Source organism: Flavobacterium branchiicola, from assembly GCF_018383905.1.
Taxonomy (GTDB): Bacteria; Bacteroidota; Bacteroidia; order Flavobacteriales; family Flavobacteriaceae; genus Flavobacterium; species Flavobacterium branchiicola.
In genome coordinates, this window is sequence record NZ_JAGYWA010000003.1 from 41,756 (window position 1) to 56,521 (window position 14,766).

Annotated in this window: 13 protein-coding genes; 7 read left to right on the forward strand and 6 right to left on the reverse strand. The window is 33.0% G+C overall.

Annotated elements, in window-relative coordinates:
• Positions 1 to 9: 9 nt before the first annotated feature.
• Positions 10 to 1,227, reverse strand: coding sequence for an MDR family MFS transporter (locus KHA98_RS07225; protein WP_213256786.1), 1,218 nt, complete (start codon positions 1,225 to 1,227; stop codon positions 10 to 12).
• Between the two features lie 98 nt (positions 1,228 to 1,325).
• Between KHA98_RS07225 and KHA98_RS07230 the strand changes: the two genes are divergently transcribed.
• From KHA98_RS07230 to KHA98_RS07260, 7 genes are all read left to right on the forward strand, one after another.
• The gene (locus tag KHA98_RS07230; RefSeq protein ID WP_213256788.1) at positions 1,326 to 1,925 is read left to right on the forward strand and encodes a DUF1684 domain-containing protein; all 600 of its coding nucleotides are present in this window, start codon (positions 1,326 to 1,328) and stop codon (positions 1,923 to 1,925) included.
• Positions 1,925 to 2,572, forward strand: coding sequence for a TatD family hydrolase (locus KHA98_RS07235; RefSeq protein ID WP_213256790.1), 648 nt, complete (start codon positions 1,925 to 1,927; stop codon positions 2,570 to 2,572). The genes KHA98_RS07230 and KHA98_RS07235 overlap by 1 nt, the downstream gene beginning before the upstream one ends.
• A gap of 118 nt (positions 2,573 to 2,690) precedes the next feature.
• On the forward strand, positions 2,691 to 3,404 hold the full coding sequence (locus KHA98_RS07240; protein ID WP_213256792.1) for a tRNA threonylcarbamoyladenosine dehydratase: 714 nt from the start codon (positions 2,691 to 2,693) through the stop codon (positions 3,402 to 3,404).
• A gap of 100 nt (positions 3,405 to 3,504) precedes the next feature.
• Positions 3,505 to 4,167, forward strand: a complete 663-nt coding sequence (locus KHA98_RS07245) for an HAD family hydrolase (protein ID WP_213256794.1) — start codon at positions 3,505 to 3,507, stop codon at positions 4,165 to 4,167.
• Positions 4,168 to 4,237: 70 nt separating this feature from the next.
• Complete coding sequence (locus KHA98_RS07250) at positions 4,238 to 5,080, forward strand: DUF2911 domain-containing protein (RefSeq protein ID WP_213256796.1); 843 nt, start codon at positions 4,238 to 4,240, stop codon at positions 5,078 to 5,080.
• A 155-nt stretch (positions 5,081 to 5,235) separates the two neighbouring features.
• Positions 5,236 to 5,760 carry a TetR/AcrR family transcriptional regulator gene (locus KHA98_RS07255; protein WP_213256798.1) on the forward strand — a complete coding sequence of 175 codons (525 nt, stop codon included), beginning with the start codon at positions 5,236 to 5,238 and terminating at the stop codon, positions 5,758 to 5,760.
• Between the two features lie 2 nt (positions 5,761 to 5,762).
• Positions 5,763 to 6,176, forward strand: coding sequence for a nuclear transport factor 2 family protein (locus KHA98_RS07260; protein WP_213256799.1), 414 nt, complete (start codon positions 5,763 to 5,765; stop codon positions 6,174 to 6,176).
• A gap of 11 nt (positions 6,177 to 6,187) precedes the next feature.
• Here the strand turns inward: KHA98_RS07260 and KHA98_RS07265 are convergent, their stop codons facing one another.
• The 5 genes from KHA98_RS07265 to KHA98_RS07285 form a co-directional block, all read right to left on the reverse strand.
• Positions 6,188 to 6,817, reverse strand: coding sequence for an MCP four helix bundle domain-containing protein (locus KHA98_RS07265; RefSeq protein ID WP_213256801.1), 630 nt, complete (start codon positions 6,815 to 6,817; stop codon positions 6,188 to 6,190).
• Between the two features lie 476 nt (positions 6,818 to 7,293).
• On the reverse strand, positions 7,294 to 9,030 hold the full coding sequence (locus KHA98_RS07270) for a sodium:solute symporter (protein WP_213256803.1): 1,737 nt from the start codon (positions 9,028 to 9,030) through the stop codon (positions 7,294 to 7,296).
• Between the two features lie 123 nt (positions 9,031 to 9,153).
• Entirely contained in the window at positions 9,154 to 11,685 is a 2,532-nt protein-coding gene (locus tag KHA98_RS07275; protein WP_213256805.1) for a PIG-L family deacetylase, read from the reverse strand.
• Between the two features lie 469 nt (positions 11,686 to 12,154).
• Complete coding sequence (locus KHA98_RS07280) at positions 12,155 to 12,664, reverse strand: hypothetical protein (protein WP_213256807.1); 510 nt, start codon at positions 12,662 to 12,664, stop codon at positions 12,155 to 12,157.
• 193 nt (positions 12,665 to 12,857) lie between these two features.
• The gene (locus KHA98_RS07285; protein WP_213256809.1) at positions 12,858 to 14,687 is read right to left on the reverse strand and encodes a hypothetical protein; all 1,830 of its coding nucleotides are present in this window, start codon (positions 14,685 to 14,687) and stop codon (positions 12,858 to 12,860) included.
• Between the last annotated feature and the right edge of the window lie 79 nt (positions 14,688 to 14,766).

The window sequence follows — 14,766 nt, forward strand, 5'->3', positions numbered from 1 at the left end:
AAATAAACTTTAAGATATTTTTTCGCGTACCAGCGCTTTTTTAATCCATAAACAACAAAGCGTTGCAATTACACCAATACTGGCCATAAAAAACCAGTTGGTCTGATAGCCCATACGTGTAATAATTTCGAACCCTAATTTTGAGCTTATAATATGCGCTAAACTAAAACTCATGGTATACAAGGCCATATAACGGCCTTCCTGACCTTTTGGAGCACGACTTAAAGCAAAAGCATTAGAAAAAGGGAAGGTTAAAATTTCGCCTATCGAAATACAAATCATACTTATAACCAGTATTCCTGCCCAAACATTAATTAGCAATAAAAAGAAACTCAGCGCCATTACAGAAGACCCAAGAATAATAATTCTGATTTTAGGAAAGCCTTTTCGCTCCATAAAACCAACTGTTGGCATTTCCAAAGCAAAAATTAAGAGTCCGTTTAAGGTCATTAATAATCCGGTCTGAAATTCGCTCAAACCAAATTTCTCATTATGATATAAAGGCAGAGTCGTAAAAAGCTGAAAGAAAATCATCGCAGTTACAAAACTTACAAATAAGAAAACCCAAAAGATTTTATCATGAAACACTGATTTTATATCTCCCGCACTTTCATTTTTATCATCATGAATTGCTTTTTTCTTTTCTTTCACCAATAAAGCAAAAATGGAAATAGAAATAATACATGAAGCTCCATCAACCCAAAACAAACCGGAATATCCAATTCCCATAATGATTAAACCTCCAAGCGCGGGCCCGGCTGCAAAACCTAAATTTACGGCAAGACGCACAAGAGTCAGGGCACGTGTTCTGTTTTCTGGTTTCGCATAAGCACCCAAAGAAACAAACATTGCGGGTCTAAACATATCTGCAATCGTCATTAAGACAAACATGGCACCGCAAAGCGCCCAAAACGTAGTAATATATTGCACGAAAAAAAGCGAAACTCCACTAGTGAATAAACTAAAAATCATGATTTTGTAAAAACCAATTTTATCTGATAGTTTACCGCCCAGCCATGAACCTAACATAGACCCTAAACCAAAAGCCACCATTATCCAACCTACTTGATTGTAAGTAAAATGCAAGTCTTCTTTTAAATATTTAGATAGAAAAGGAAGCACCATTGTTCCCGCACGATTAATAAAAGTAACGATGGCAAGTATCCAAATTTCTCTTGAAAATCCGCGAAAATTGTTGATGTAATGGCTAAAGGCAGTTTTGAGCATTATAAATTATCTTATTTGCAACAAAGTTAGGAAACTTTGTCACGAATTGCGGTTGCTGCTTTATTACTTTTAAACTATTTTTGCATAAAATTTCAAAGATGAAAAAATCTATTGTACTTATTGTTCTGATGATTTTTAACTATGGCTTTTGTCAGAAAAAGTTCAGTCCTGCTGATGCACAGAAATTTCAGAAACAAATTAATTCTGAATATGCTGACGCTAAGACAAGTCCGCTTATGGAAGAAGATTTAAAAACTTTTAAAACATTAGATTTTTACCCAATAAGTGACAAATATTTTGTGAATGCAAAATTTGAAAAGGCAAAAAATGAGAAAGTTTTCGAAATGAAAACTACAGGAACAAGAACGCCAAAATATATCAAATACGGAACGATCTATTTCAGTATAAATGGAGTTCAGATGAAGTTGAATGTTTATAGAAATATTGAACTTTCAAAACAAAAGGAATACAAAGATCATTTGTTTTTACCTTTTTCTGATTTAACCTCAGGTAAAGAAAGTTATATAGGAGGAAGATATATCGATCTTAAAATCCCAAAAGGAAATACAATTGTAGTCGATTTTAATCAGGCATATAACCCATACTGCGCTTATAATCACAAGTATTCTTGTCCGTTGGTTCCTTTAGAAAATGATTTGAATATCGAAATCAAAGCAGGAGTAAAAGCTTTTCATTAATGGAATTCTTTAATTTTCATACACATCAGTTTACAAATCAATCTAATGTATTAGAATTGGTCAATCAATATCCGTTGGAGTTTGATGCAACAATTGCTTATTATTCTATCGGAATTCACCCTTGGTATATTAAAGAGGATCAAACTGATTTAGAACTGAAAATTATTGAAGAAAAACTACAAACTAAGAATTGTTTAGCAATTGGGGAATGTGGTTTAGATAAACGTATTGAGATCCCTTTAGATCAACAAGTTATCGTTTTTGAAAAACAATTAGAATTAGCTCAAAAATACAACAAGCCAGTAGTTATTCATTGTGTTGCTGCTTTTCAGGAAGTGATAGCAATTAAGAAGAAAATGAATATTACAGTTCCGATGATTATTCATGGTTTTTCAAAAAATAAACAAATTGCGGAACAATTAATTAAAGCAGGATTTTATATTTCGTTTGGAAAATATCTATTAAAAAATCCAGATTTGAAAACTGTTTTTCAGGATATTCCAAACGATCGTTTCTTTTTAGAGACTGATACAATAGAAGAGAATATTCAGGAGGTTTATAATTTAGCAGCTGAATATAAAAATATAGAAATAAGTGAATTAAAGGCTATTATTTCAAGTAATTACAAAATTGTATTTGAAAGGTAGAAAAATGTAAAATGTGAAAGGTGAAAAGTAAACTAGTTTGGGGATAATTTTAAGATTCACAAACCTGAAACTTGAAACCTTTAAACCTGAAAAACAAAAAATAACAAAAAAAGATTATATGGCAGAGTGGACAGAAAGAGCCGAGCTTTTATTTACAAAAGAAGGATTGCAAAATTTACAAAATGCAAATGTATTAGTAGTTGGATTAGGTGGTGTAGGATCATTTGCAGCTGAATTTTTAGCGAGAGCTGGAGTTGGAAATATGACCATTGTAGATGGTGACGTAGTTGATATTACCAATATTAACAGACAATTGCCGGCTTTGCATTCTACTGTTGGGGAACCAAAAATTAAAATTGTTGGAGATCGTTTAATGGATATTAATCCGGAATTAAAACTAACTCGTGTACAGGAATTTTTATCTCCGGAACGCGCTTTTGAAATTGTTTCTCCAGAGTTTGATTATGTATTGGATTGCATTGATAGTATTACGCCAAAACTGAACTTAATTATTGCAGCCAAACGCAAAAGAGTTAAGATTATAAGTAGCATGGGAGCAGGAGGAAAGATGTTGGCATCTAAAGTAAAAGTTGCAGATATTTCTAAAACCGTTAACTGTTATTTTTCTAAAACAATTCGTAAACGATTAAGAACCATGAAAATTAACAAACTGAAAGTTGTTTTCTCTTCTGAAATTCAGGATGAAAAAAGTCTGAAGTTAACTGATGGTAAAAACTTTAAAAAATCGTTCTACGGAACAAACAGCTACATGCCTGGTTTATTTGGTCTTCATGCCGCAGAAACAGTGATTAGATATTTGCTTACTAAATAAAGGTACTAAGGTTCTAAGGTACTAAGCTTCTAAGATTGGAGCTAAGAGCCTTAGAACCTTAGCATCTCAGAACCTTAGAACCTTAGAACCTTAAAAAAAAATGATAAAAACAGTAATTTTTGATATGGACGGTGTAATTGTAGATACAGAACCCGTTCACCGTTATTCGTATTACAAGCAATTTTCAGAATTAAATATTGAAGTTCCGGAAGAAATGTACACTACGTTTACAGGATTTTCGACGCGAAATACTTTTCAGACATTAAAAGAAATTTTCCCTGTAATTGATCAGGAAGTTGAAGATTTAATTCAGAGAAAAAGAAATATTTTTAATGATGCATTCGATACCAAAGCAGATTTGTTTTTACTGGAAGGTGTTGAAGATTTAATTAAAGATTTGTATGCAAATGGCATTCAGTTAATTTTAGCTTCGTCTGCTTCTAAGGTTACAATTGACCGTGTTTTTACAAGATTCAATCTGCATCAGTATTTCTCGCATATTGTAAGCGGAGAAGATTTTCCACAGTCAAAACCAAATCCGGCAATTTTTATTCATGCCGCTTCATTATCAATTGCTCCAAAAGAGGAGAGTATTATTATTGAAGACAGCACAAATGGAGTAAAAGCAGCAAAAGCCGCTGGAATATATTGTGTGGGTTATAAAAGCCAACATTCAAAATTACAGGACTTATCTGAAGCGGATTTAGTAATTGATCATTTTTCAGAATTAAATGCTGTAAAAATATCACAGCTAGATACTTGAATTATATAAAATTTAACATTTGTTCGCTGTTTGAATTTGTAAATTTGAACAAAATAAACAAAATCCTAATATGAAAAAAATACTTATTGCATTAGCCCTTATAATAGCGCCTTTTGTCTCTGAAGCGCAAGTAAAAACACCACAAGCGAGTCCAAAAGGATATATCAAACAAACGGTTGGTTTAACGGATGTTGAAGTTACTTACTCAAGACCGGGAGCACGTGGAAGAGCGGTTTTTGGAAATTTAGTTCCATTTGGAAAACTTTGGAGAACTGGTGCAAACGAAAATACAATCATTAACTTTAGTGATGATGTTGTTATCGACGGAAAAACGTTGAAAAAAGGAAAATACGCGATTTACACTATTCCAAAAATCGAAAGCTGGGAGGTAATTTTTTATCTTTCTACAGACAATTGGGGATTACCAGAAAACTGGAGCGATGCATACGTTGCTTTAAGAACTACGGTTAAAGAAAATGCATTACCAACACCGGTTGAGACTTTCACGATCGGAATTAACGGTTTAGATCCAAATTATGGTTATTTGGAAATGTCTTGGGAAAACTCTCATGTAGCTTTAAAATTTGAAGTTCCAACAGCAAAAATGGCTGTAGCAAGTATCGAAAAAACGTTAGCGGGTCCAACTGCAAATGATTATTTTGCAGCAGCTCAATATTTATTTCAATCAAACGGAAATATTGAAACAGCAAGAACTTATGTTGATAAATCTTTAGACATGAGTACTGATAAACCTTATTTTATCTTAAGACTTAAATCATTGATTCAGGCAAAACAAGGTGATAAAAAAGGAGCAGTTGAAACTGCAAAAGCTTCCTTGGCTGCTGCTGAGACTGCAAACAATCAGGATTATGTAAAAATGAATAAAGACAGTATTGCGGAGTGGAGTAGATAATAATTCTTGTTTGAATTATAAATTTCAAAACTTATAAAATCCAAATTCCAAAGCGTTTGTTTTGGAGTTTGGATTTTTTTTAGTGAAATAAATAGACAGACTTGTCTGTTTGTGTTTTGAAATTATTTATATTTGCAATGTAATTACGAATAGATATGGCACCGAGAGAACGAATTTTAGAAAAAACATTTACCTTATTTCATAGACAAGGCTACAACGCAACGGGCATTAACCAGATTATAGAAGAAGCGAAAGTGGCTAAAGCAAGCTTTTATCAGCATTTTAAGTCTAAGGAAGATTTGTGCGTTGCATTTTTAAATCAGCGACATGATTTTTGGTTTGATGAATTGCAAAAATTCACTTCAAAAGAGAAAAACTCCAAAGCAAAGGTTACGGCTTCGTTAGATTTTTTGATTTATATGAATGAAAAGGAGAATTTCAGAGGATGTAGTTTTCTGAATATCTTATCAGAGATTGAATCTGATAATGTGAAGATTCTCAACGTGATCCAGAGTCATAAAAATGATTTACGGAATTATTTTGCTGAGATTATTAGCGATTCGCTTTTGTCGGATCATATATACCTGCTTTTTGAGAGTTGCATTATCGAAAGTCAGTTGTTTAAATCAAATCAGCTTATTATGCAAACCAGAAAAATTATTGAAACTTTAAATTTATAAAAATGGAACAGAAATTACCATTGCCTCCTTTCACGTATGAAACGGCATTAGAAAAAATTCAATTAGCAGAAGACGCCTGGAACAGTCAGGATCCCGAACGAGTTTCAAAAGCCTATACGGTAAATAGTGAATGGCGAAACAGAGATAAGTTTGTAAACGGACGTGAAGAGATTGTTCAGTTTTTAACTCAAAAATGGAATAAAGAGAAAAACTATAAACTTAAAAAAGAATACTGGGCTCATACAGAAAACCGAATCGCTGTACGATTTGAATATGAATATCAGGATATTGACGGAAACTGGTTTCGAGCCTACGGAAACGAAAACTGGGAATTTGATGCAAACGGTTTAATGCAAAAAAGATTTGCAAGTATAAACGATCTTTCTATTACAGAAGAAGAAAGAAAACTTAAATAAAGAATAATATATTAATTAAGGCTAGGCGGCTCCGGAATCTTTATCGATCTTTTTATTTTTTTTACAATTAAAAGGTAAAAAGTAATCGCTCCCAAAATGATAAGTAAGGCAATTTGGAGCTGTCCTAAACTGTTGTTTTTATTATACATGGCATTGGCAGCAGCTAGTTTTGCTTTGCCTTCTTCAATCTGAATTTGTGATAACGATTCTAAGGTTTTAAGAGCCTGAGCGCTTGAATAAGCAATCTTTCCCCAGTTTTTATTTTCAACTTGTGTATTGATTTCTTTGCAGGAAGCAAGGAAAGCGTCAAAATGGCTTTTCTCTTTATTAGTCAACACAGTTTTGGCATACAGATCATCAATATTATGGATAATTGTAAGCGTATTAACGATCTCGTCTTTCTTAATATTGTCACTTAAATCCAGTTTTTCGGCTTCAGCTTTTATAAAATGAAGTTCCTTAGAATACTGAAAAATATAGTGCGCAACTACTAATCTGTCATTAAAAATGGCGTTGATATTCTCGTTTACTTTTTTAGAATTTTGAAGTGTATTAAAGTTCCCCAACAAAATAATAAGCATCACAATAAGTAATATAAAAGCAGCTTTGGTTTTATTGCTGTATTTTTTTTGATCTTTCATAGTGATGTGTTGTGAAAAAAGGGTTGTAAGTATTAATCTTTTCAAATTTTTAGTCTCAATATGTCTTTGAATATACTAAAATAATATTTTTTACTTACAAATTGTAGAGAATTATACTTGAAGATGATACTTTTATTAGTGTAATAGATTCTTTTGGAGCTATTTCCTGCTGTCCGCTGTATCTTTTATGGCGAACCCCGCCATAAAAGGATGTCGCTTCCATCAGGGCTAGGAATCTGCGTTTTAAAAGAAATACTATTTATAGCCTCGTTGGATTAAATTATGTTTAAAAATACTCCTTTGAATAAAATAGCACGCGGATAAAACGGATTTACTTCGTAAAAACGTGGACAAAAGCAGATTTTTTTTAATTCTTTATACAAATCCGTTTTTGTCCGCGATTTCGTGATAACGAATCTGTCTAATTCGCATCAAAATTTATACTATTTTAATTATACCCAATGGGTTTTATTAGCTTATTCTAAGATTACTTCCTCGTGATCTGATTTTCCTCTAAAAAATAAAATCTGCATCAAAAATGCTAATACTATAGTCAAAATTGCTCCAATAAAATTCAGCCATAAATAACCTAATTTTTCCTGACCACTCGGGTAGATATAAATCATGAAATAATAAATGACGAAAATGGTAATCTGACTAATGATTGCACTGTAAAACATCGCTTTTGCCTGAACTTTTCTAAAGTAGAAACCAACAAGAAATATACCTAAAACAGTGCCGTAAAAAATAGATCCGATAATGTTGACAAGCTGAATTAAGTTCTCAAACAAAGTTCCGACACAAGCAAAAAGGATGGCTATAATTCCCCAAAACAATGTAAAAAATTTAGTTGCATGAAGATAATGTTTCTCTGATTTTTCGGTTTTTAGATTTCGCTTATAGATGTCAATCGCTGTTGTAGAAGCTAATGCATTTAATCCTGAAGCAGTAGATGACATTGCTGCAGAAATGATAACGGCAAGTAATAAACCAATTAAACCTTTTGGTAAATAGTGCAGAATGAAATGAAAAAAGACATAATCTTTATCATTGGTTTCGCTATTGCTGTCGGCTTTAGAAATAATTTCTTTTGCTTTGTCGCGCAGGTCTTTTTCTTTGTTTGATAAAGCGACTAATTCTTTACGCAAAATCGGATTGTCAAAATCCTGATTCAGCTGATCGATGTACAATAAATTGATTACTTTTTTATCTTCTGAAAGTTTTTCCAGTTTATGCTCCAGAACATGATATTCTTCTTTAAAAACCGATTTTTCGACAATCGTTTTATTATTCGGATTAAAATTTAAAGGAACAGGATTGAATTGAAAAAATACAAAAACCATAACTCCGGTCAATAAAATAAAGAACTGCATCGGAACTTTTAAAAGTCCGTTCATGATTAATCCCATTTGGCTTTCTTTTACTGATTTTCCGGATAAATAACGTCCAACTTGAGATTGGTCAGTTCCAAAATAGGCAAGTGCAAGGAAAAAACCTCCGGTAATTCCGCTCCAGATTGTATACTTTTCTTCGGGATTAAAAGAGAAATCTACAATATTCATTTTATCATTGGCACCCGCAATATGCATGGCACTTGTAAAAGTCATATCATTTGGCAGATAGTGCAAAATCAGGAAAAAAGTGATAAACATTCCCGACATAATCACAAACATTTGCTGTTTCTGTGTTACGTTTACTGCTTTTGTTCCACCGGAAAAGGTGTATATAATAACCAAAAGACCAATTACAATATTCATAAAAGTCAGATTCCAACCCAATAATGCCGACAAAATAATGGCCGGAGCATAAATGGTAAGTCCGGTTCCTAAGCCTCTTTGCACCAAAAAAAGAATTGCTGCAAGAGAACGGGTTTTTACATCAAAACGTTTTTCAAGAAATTCGTAAGCGGTGTAAACCTTATTTTTATGATATAAAGGAATAAAAGTCATACAGATGACAATCATTGCAATGGGCAATCCAAAATAGAATTGTATAAAACCCATTCCGTCATGGTAAGCTTGCCCGGGAGTAGACAAAAAAGTAATGGCACTTGCCTGTGTCGCCATTACAGAAAGTCCCACGGTATACCATGGAGTTTCGTTGTTTCCTAAAATAAAGTCTTCAACATTTTTACTTCCTTTTGTTTTCCAGGAACCATATCCAACAATGAATAAAAGAGTAACAATAAGTACGATCCAATCAAATAGTTGCATAGGTTATGAATATAATTGCATGATTAAGAAGAAAATAAGGATGTAAATAGCATTTGCCACCAAAACGTAGGTGTAGCTTTTTTTCCATTTTTTTGTTTTTTTAGCTTCCATTTTTATGAATGTTTATTGCTTTAATTCTTGTTTAGGAGCTTCTATAGGTTGTTTTAGCGAGATAATATTCGACAGTAATCGATACGCACCTGCAACACCTTCCGGTAGTTCTCTAAAGAAGCTTAAACCGGTGTAAATATAATATCCTTTTCCGTACGGCGCCACTAGTAAAGCGCCATCTTTTGCAGATTCGCCTTTATCGTGCGATGAAATAATAGGAGTGAAGGCAGGATCGTATTGATCAGGATAATACAATCCCTGTTCCTGAGTCCAGCCTTGAAAATCTTTTTCGCTGATTTTATTTGGAGTATTTAAAACTGGATGATTTGGCGCTAAGAAAGTGATTTTTGCATTTTCTTCTGTAACGCGATCATTAGAAATTTTTAAAGGATATGGCGCAATCTGATCGGTTACCAGTTTTCCCGGAGTATTGTATTGCACGATCATGTTTTTACCACTTTTTACAAAATCAAATAGTATTTTTTGTTTGTTAGCCAAAGTATTTACGGTATTGTAAGCACGAATTCCGGTGATAACGGTACTAAAAGAATCCAGTTTTTCGGGTGTAATTTCTTCGGGTTTCAAAATAGTTACTTTATATCCCATTTGAGCTAAACTCTCCGGAACTTCGTCACCAGCACCCATAATGTAGCCAATGGCATCGCCAGACGTTCTCAAATCAATTCGAATACCTTTTGATTCGGCAGGTTTTAGAACCATTTGTTTGGTAATATGTGGGTAATCTATAATGGTTTCGTCTTTGTCAAAACGTTTATTATCTGTTATTGCAACCGCTTTAATAACCGCTTCTTCCGGATTTACAGGAGGCGTAACTTCAAAATAGAAGGTTTGCTCATTTCCTTTTTTATCTAAAGTAAATGGAATTTGTTTTGGTGAAGCTGCCCAGCTTTGCGGTAATTCTAATTGTAGATTTCCTTTTACAGCATCTTTACCGGCACGTACCTTTACCGGAATCATTTTACTTTTGGTATCTTTAAAGATTAATACTCTTTCTAAGATTGAAGTGGTTACTTCAGGAACGATATCAAGAAAATTGTACATTTCGCCTTTTACGCCGTCATTATATTTGTAAACTACTGTACGCTCAAACGGAATTTCGATTCCGTTTATTTTTATATTGAAAATAACTTTTACTTCTCTTATAATATCCGGAATACCAATGTTTTCCTGATTAGAAACAGTGTACATTCCAACAGTTGCTTTTTCTTTTAACCAATACGGCTGCGTATATTCAAGAGTAGTTGGAAGCTGAATTGAAATACTGATATTTTGGTCGTTATTGTTTTTTAAAATACGGTTTTGAACCAAGTTTTTGTTTTCAGGAAGTGTGGTAACACTTGATAGTTCCATTTCAACAGCACATCTGTTAATGGCCTCAAGACTTACTTTAATAGTACTTCCCGGCGTTGCTTCCTGTTCGCTCGCCACTGCTTCAAGATATAAACCCGAACAAGAAGCAATGATATTTCTAATAGCTGCAGCTTTTAATGGTTTCCAATGATCATCGTCTAAAGCTTCAATCATAGAATAGGCTTTTATTAGATCAGGAATACTTGCAGATGGATTGCTGAAATCGTACTTTGAAATGATTTTAGAGATAAATTCCCCAATTGGTTTTCCATTTTTAACGCGGTTCCAGGAAGTATCGATTCCATCGAATAAATTGTCTCTTTCTATGGCGCGTTCTCCATTAATAAGTTCCAGATACTCAATTTCTGTACCGCGAGATCCAGTACTTCCAAAACCTTGTGACTGATGGCGACTTCGGCTTAAAGCAGCTATTTCCTGATTTGATTTTCCAATTCCGGTGTAATAAACTCCGGTTTCAAATCTTGTAAATTTGGATTTATCTGCTGCGTCAAATTTTTCCTGACTTCCATAAAACCACCAGGAAGGATTAAAAAACTGACGTTTTACCTGCCATGGTGTTACATATTTTAATTGCTCGGGATATACTTTAGGGTCATTTGTGAGTTTAAAACTTTCAACACTAAGCATAGCCGACGATGTATGATGTCCGTGAGTTGTACCCGGAGAACGGTGATCAAATCGATTAATAATCACATCGGGTTGAAATTTTCTAATGGTCCATACGACATCAGCCAGTACTTTATCTTTATCCCAGATTTTTAAAGTTTCATCCGGGTTTTTAGAAAAACCAAAATCATTTGCACGTGAAAAAAATTGTTCCCCACCATCAATTTTTCGAGCTTCGATTAATTCTTGTGTTCTAATAACACCGAGTAATTCGCGCAATTGCGGACCAATTAAGTTCTGTCCGCCATCACCTCGGGTTAACGATAAATAACCGGTTCTGGCATTCATTTCGTTTGCCATAAAAGAAATCAATCTTGTATTTTCATCATCCGGATGTGCTGCAATATAAAGAACCGAACCTAAAAAGTTTAATTTTTTGATTTGGTTGTAAATTTCGACAGAGTTTAGTTTTTGTGGTTGTTGTGCAAAAGAAATTGAAATCCCTGTTAAAAAAAATAAAAATATTAGTAACTGAATTTTTCGCATGGTTATAGTTAAATGTTTTGAAAGTGCTTCAAAAATACTAATTATATTACGGAACAGTATTTAAATGAAATGTTAATGTTTGGTTATTGATTTCTTATTTTGATAAATTTTGATCCAAAAAAAAGCTGTTAGATATTTCTAACAGCTTTTTTTTAAAGAATTGATTTAAAAATTTAAATCAGGTGGTATTTCTTAGGATTACAGAAAGTTATTTCAATTTGTTTTCTGTTTGGTTGTAAAGTTCTCGTAATGGTCACAATACTATCTTTTATAATCTATTTTATTTGAATCAGACTGCTAATATAGGGTATAATTGTAATACAATAAGGTAAAATATTGAAAATAGTTGTAAATGGGTATTTTTAGTACATATTATTCAATTTGAGTTATTTATAATATATTAAAAGTGCATAAAAAAAGAGTATCATTGTTATGATACTCTTTTTTATGAAGGGTTATTTAGTAATTATTATCTTCTGTGGTGGTGATCATCGTGATCATCATCATGTCTGTCATGTTTATCGTGTTTACCATGATGTTTTTTGTCATAATGTTTGTAATCTCTGTGGTCATGGCGGTCATTGTAGCCGTAAACAGGTCTTGCTCTGTAAGGTCTTTGTGGTTCACCATGGTATCCTTTATAATATCTTACTCTATGACGATCAAAGTAAGTGTAAGGTGTTCTTCCGTGGTAATCATTTAAAACTACTTTGTAACCACCATATAAATCATAGTTTCTGTATTGTCTTGGTAAATAAGTTGTTCTAACCCATCTTCCTCCTCCAAAATAAATAAACTGTGAAGCACGAACATCGTAATACGCTTCGATATCCGGAAGATAGTAATATTCCATTTCTGCATATCCGGCAGGTCCCCAAGCTGGTGGAGTACCAATATTAACATTAATCGATACCTGAGCTTGTGTGGCATTTGCAACCAAAAGGAATAATCCGGCGATTGCTATTTTTATTGTTTTCATTTTTTTTAGTTTTTTAATGTTACTCTTGCTAAGTAATATTCATATACTGTGCCAAAAATAAAAACAGGATGCATTTCGTCGGATAAAATATGCATTTCAACGAGTTGGTTTTATGTAGTGTAATTACAACTTCTTGTTTATTAGGTATTTTGTAGTGTCTAGAGAATAAAAAAAATATTCTTTTTTTTTAAGATTATTTATAATCTACGATTCTTGGTTTTGCCAGTTCAAAACTTTGAAGACCGTAGTCGGTTGTTTCAAATGTGTTAGTTTTGAATACGTTATCACCCTGATAAGGAATACTTGGATAATATGACAATGACAGTTGAAATGAACTGAAAACCAAATAGTCATTACTAACGATTACTCCCAATGTAAATTTTGAATACGGTTTGCTTCTTAACATGGCACTATCAGGATTTCCTAAAACGGCTATTGAATAATTAAAAAACGGATTTAAACGAAAACCTAAAACGGAATGTGGCGAATAGGTCTGGGTTTGAAGTGATAAAACCAATTTACTGGTTCCGTAGAGTGCGCTATTAAATCCCGCAAGACCATTTTCTTCATTTATATTAAGTTTATCTCCAATAATATCAACACGATTAGAACCAATAACCAATTTCGGATTAACGAATTGTCTTAATCTCCATGTTCCTATATTATAGAGTTTGGTAAAATAATTGGTTTCCATTAAAAATGCAGTCTCAAAAGTTTTGGACTTATCAAAAAAACTTCCTACTTCAAAATTCATACTCAGGAATCCAAGTCTGTAATAATTTCCAAAAGAAAATTGCGCTCCTGCATAAGGCCTCCATAAAGTATTCTTGTATTGATATCCTAAAGTGATACCATAAATTCGTCCGATAGGTACATCTTCGGTCTGTCCATTTCTAAAAATATAGCTGTCTTTTATAAATTTTCTTCGATTAAGCCCAATTCCGCTTAAAATTAACTTTTCATCAGAATAAAAGTGTGTCGGATCGTATATTTCAGATGGAGTTTCAGTATAATCATTATTCAAAAAACGTGCAGTTGTTACTAAATTGGTAATACCGTTTTCATCCTCAAACACTTTTGTTGCTTTTCCTCCCCAAAAATCCTGAAAATTATGTTTAAATGGCTGATAGGCATAAGTCATATCCGGCGCCTGCAAAGTATCTTTTCTGAATATTTGACCTACCTGAACTCCGCCAGCCCATTGTGTAAGGGGAGAATAAAACAGACGTTCAACATTAATACTCTTAGAATAATTATTATCCAGATCCATTTTATAGTATAATGTCGTTCCGATATAAGTGTTTTTTATATTTGGAACGGTGTAGATCACTTCATTCGCATTTCGGCCATCATCAAATCGATTGGTAAAACGGTATTCGAGTTGTTGTCCGCTTCCAAAGAAATCTTTCTCTTTAAATCCAACAGAAACCTGATTACTTGATATTGAAAATTTAGGAATTGTACTCCAGGAATCCAAAACACGAATCGTAACATCTACAGAATCTGAGGCAGGACTAACCAATTGATTTGATATTCTAACCGCTGTAACATATTTCTGAGAACGAATTAAACGTTCCGATTCCTGTACCTTATAACTGTCATAAGTAGAATTTTTTTTGAAAAGAAGTAAATTCTTAATGGCAATTTTCTTGGTTTTTAAGTGAAGCCGATTACCGGTTCGTTCTCCCCAATTTCTTGGCACTTGAGTGGTATCTGCAACCGAATATCCAAAAGGATCTAAAGTCACAATATTGATTTTACGAATGATTTTACCATTGTAATTCAGCGTATCGGTTTGTACAAGAAGTTCTTCTTTCTTTTTTGGCTTTTTTGATTTAAAAAGAAGTTTATGTAGTGTTTGGGTAAATTTATTTTTTTTAGAATAATTTCGAAGACGGTTATAAACTTCTGTACTGTCTTTTTTGGGAGGATTACTAGTTTTTGATGGAACTGTTTGTGCCTGAACGCCTTGAAAACAAAAGCATAGCAAAATAAAAACTATTATTTTTTTATTTAGAAACATTCAGATTTTTTTTGACTCGATTTTAGATGATTATTATATGAATATAGGGTAAAAAAGGCGAATATTGGCTAAAAAGTGT

Excerpts from the sequence above, each read along its gene's own strand:
- KHA98_RS07265 (WP_213256801.1), bottom strand. The coding sequence starts at position 6,817 with ATGAAAGATCAAAAAAAATACAGCAATAAAACCAAAGCTGCTTTTATA.
- KHA98_RS07285 (WP_213256809.1), bottom strand. The coding sequence starts at position 14,687 with ATGTTTCTAAATAAAAAAATAATAGTTTTTATTTTGCTATGCTTTTGT.
- KHA98_RS07240 (WP_213256792.1), top strand. The coding sequence starts at position 2,691 with ATGGCAGAGTGGACAGAAAGAGCCGAGCTTTTATTTACAAAAGAAGGA.
- KHA98_RS07225 (WP_213256786.1), bottom strand. The coding sequence starts at position 1,227 with ATGCTCAAAACTGCCTTTAGCCATTACATCAACAATTTTCGCGGATTT.
- KHA98_RS07245 (WP_213256794.1), top strand. The coding sequence starts at position 3,505 with ATGATAAAAACAGTAATTTTTGATATGGACGGTGTAATTGTAGATACA.
- KHA98_RS07250 (WP_213256796.1), top strand. The coding sequence starts at position 4,238 with ATGAAAAAAATACTTATTGCATTAGCCCTTATAATAGCGCCTTTTGTC.
- KHA98_RS07275 (WP_213256805.1), bottom strand. The coding sequence starts at position 11,685 with ATGCGAAAAATTCAGTTACTAATATTTTTATTTTTTTTAACAGGGATT.
- KHA98_RS07260 (WP_213256799.1), top strand. The coding sequence starts at position 5,763 with ATGGAACAGAAATTACCATTGCCTCCTTTCACGTATGAAACGGCATTA.
- KHA98_RS07230 (WP_213256788.1), top strand. The coding sequence starts at position 1,326 with ATGAAAAAATCTATTGTACTTATTGTTCTGATGATTTTTAACTATGGC.
- KHA98_RS07270 (WP_213256803.1), bottom strand. The coding sequence starts at position 9,030 with ATGCAACTATTTGATTGGATCGTACTTATTGTTACTCTTTTATTCATT.
- KHA98_RS07255 (WP_213256798.1), top strand. The coding sequence starts at position 5,236 with ATGGCACCGAGAGAACGAATTTTAGAAAAAACATTTACCTTATTTCAT.
- KHA98_RS07235 (WP_213256790.1), top strand. The coding sequence starts at position 1,925 with ATGGAATTCTTTAATTTTCATACACATCAGTTTACAAATCAATCTAAT.
- KHA98_RS07280 (WP_213256807.1), bottom strand. The coding sequence starts at position 12,664 with ATGAAAACAATAAAAATAGCAATCGCCGGATTATTCCTTTTGGTTGCA.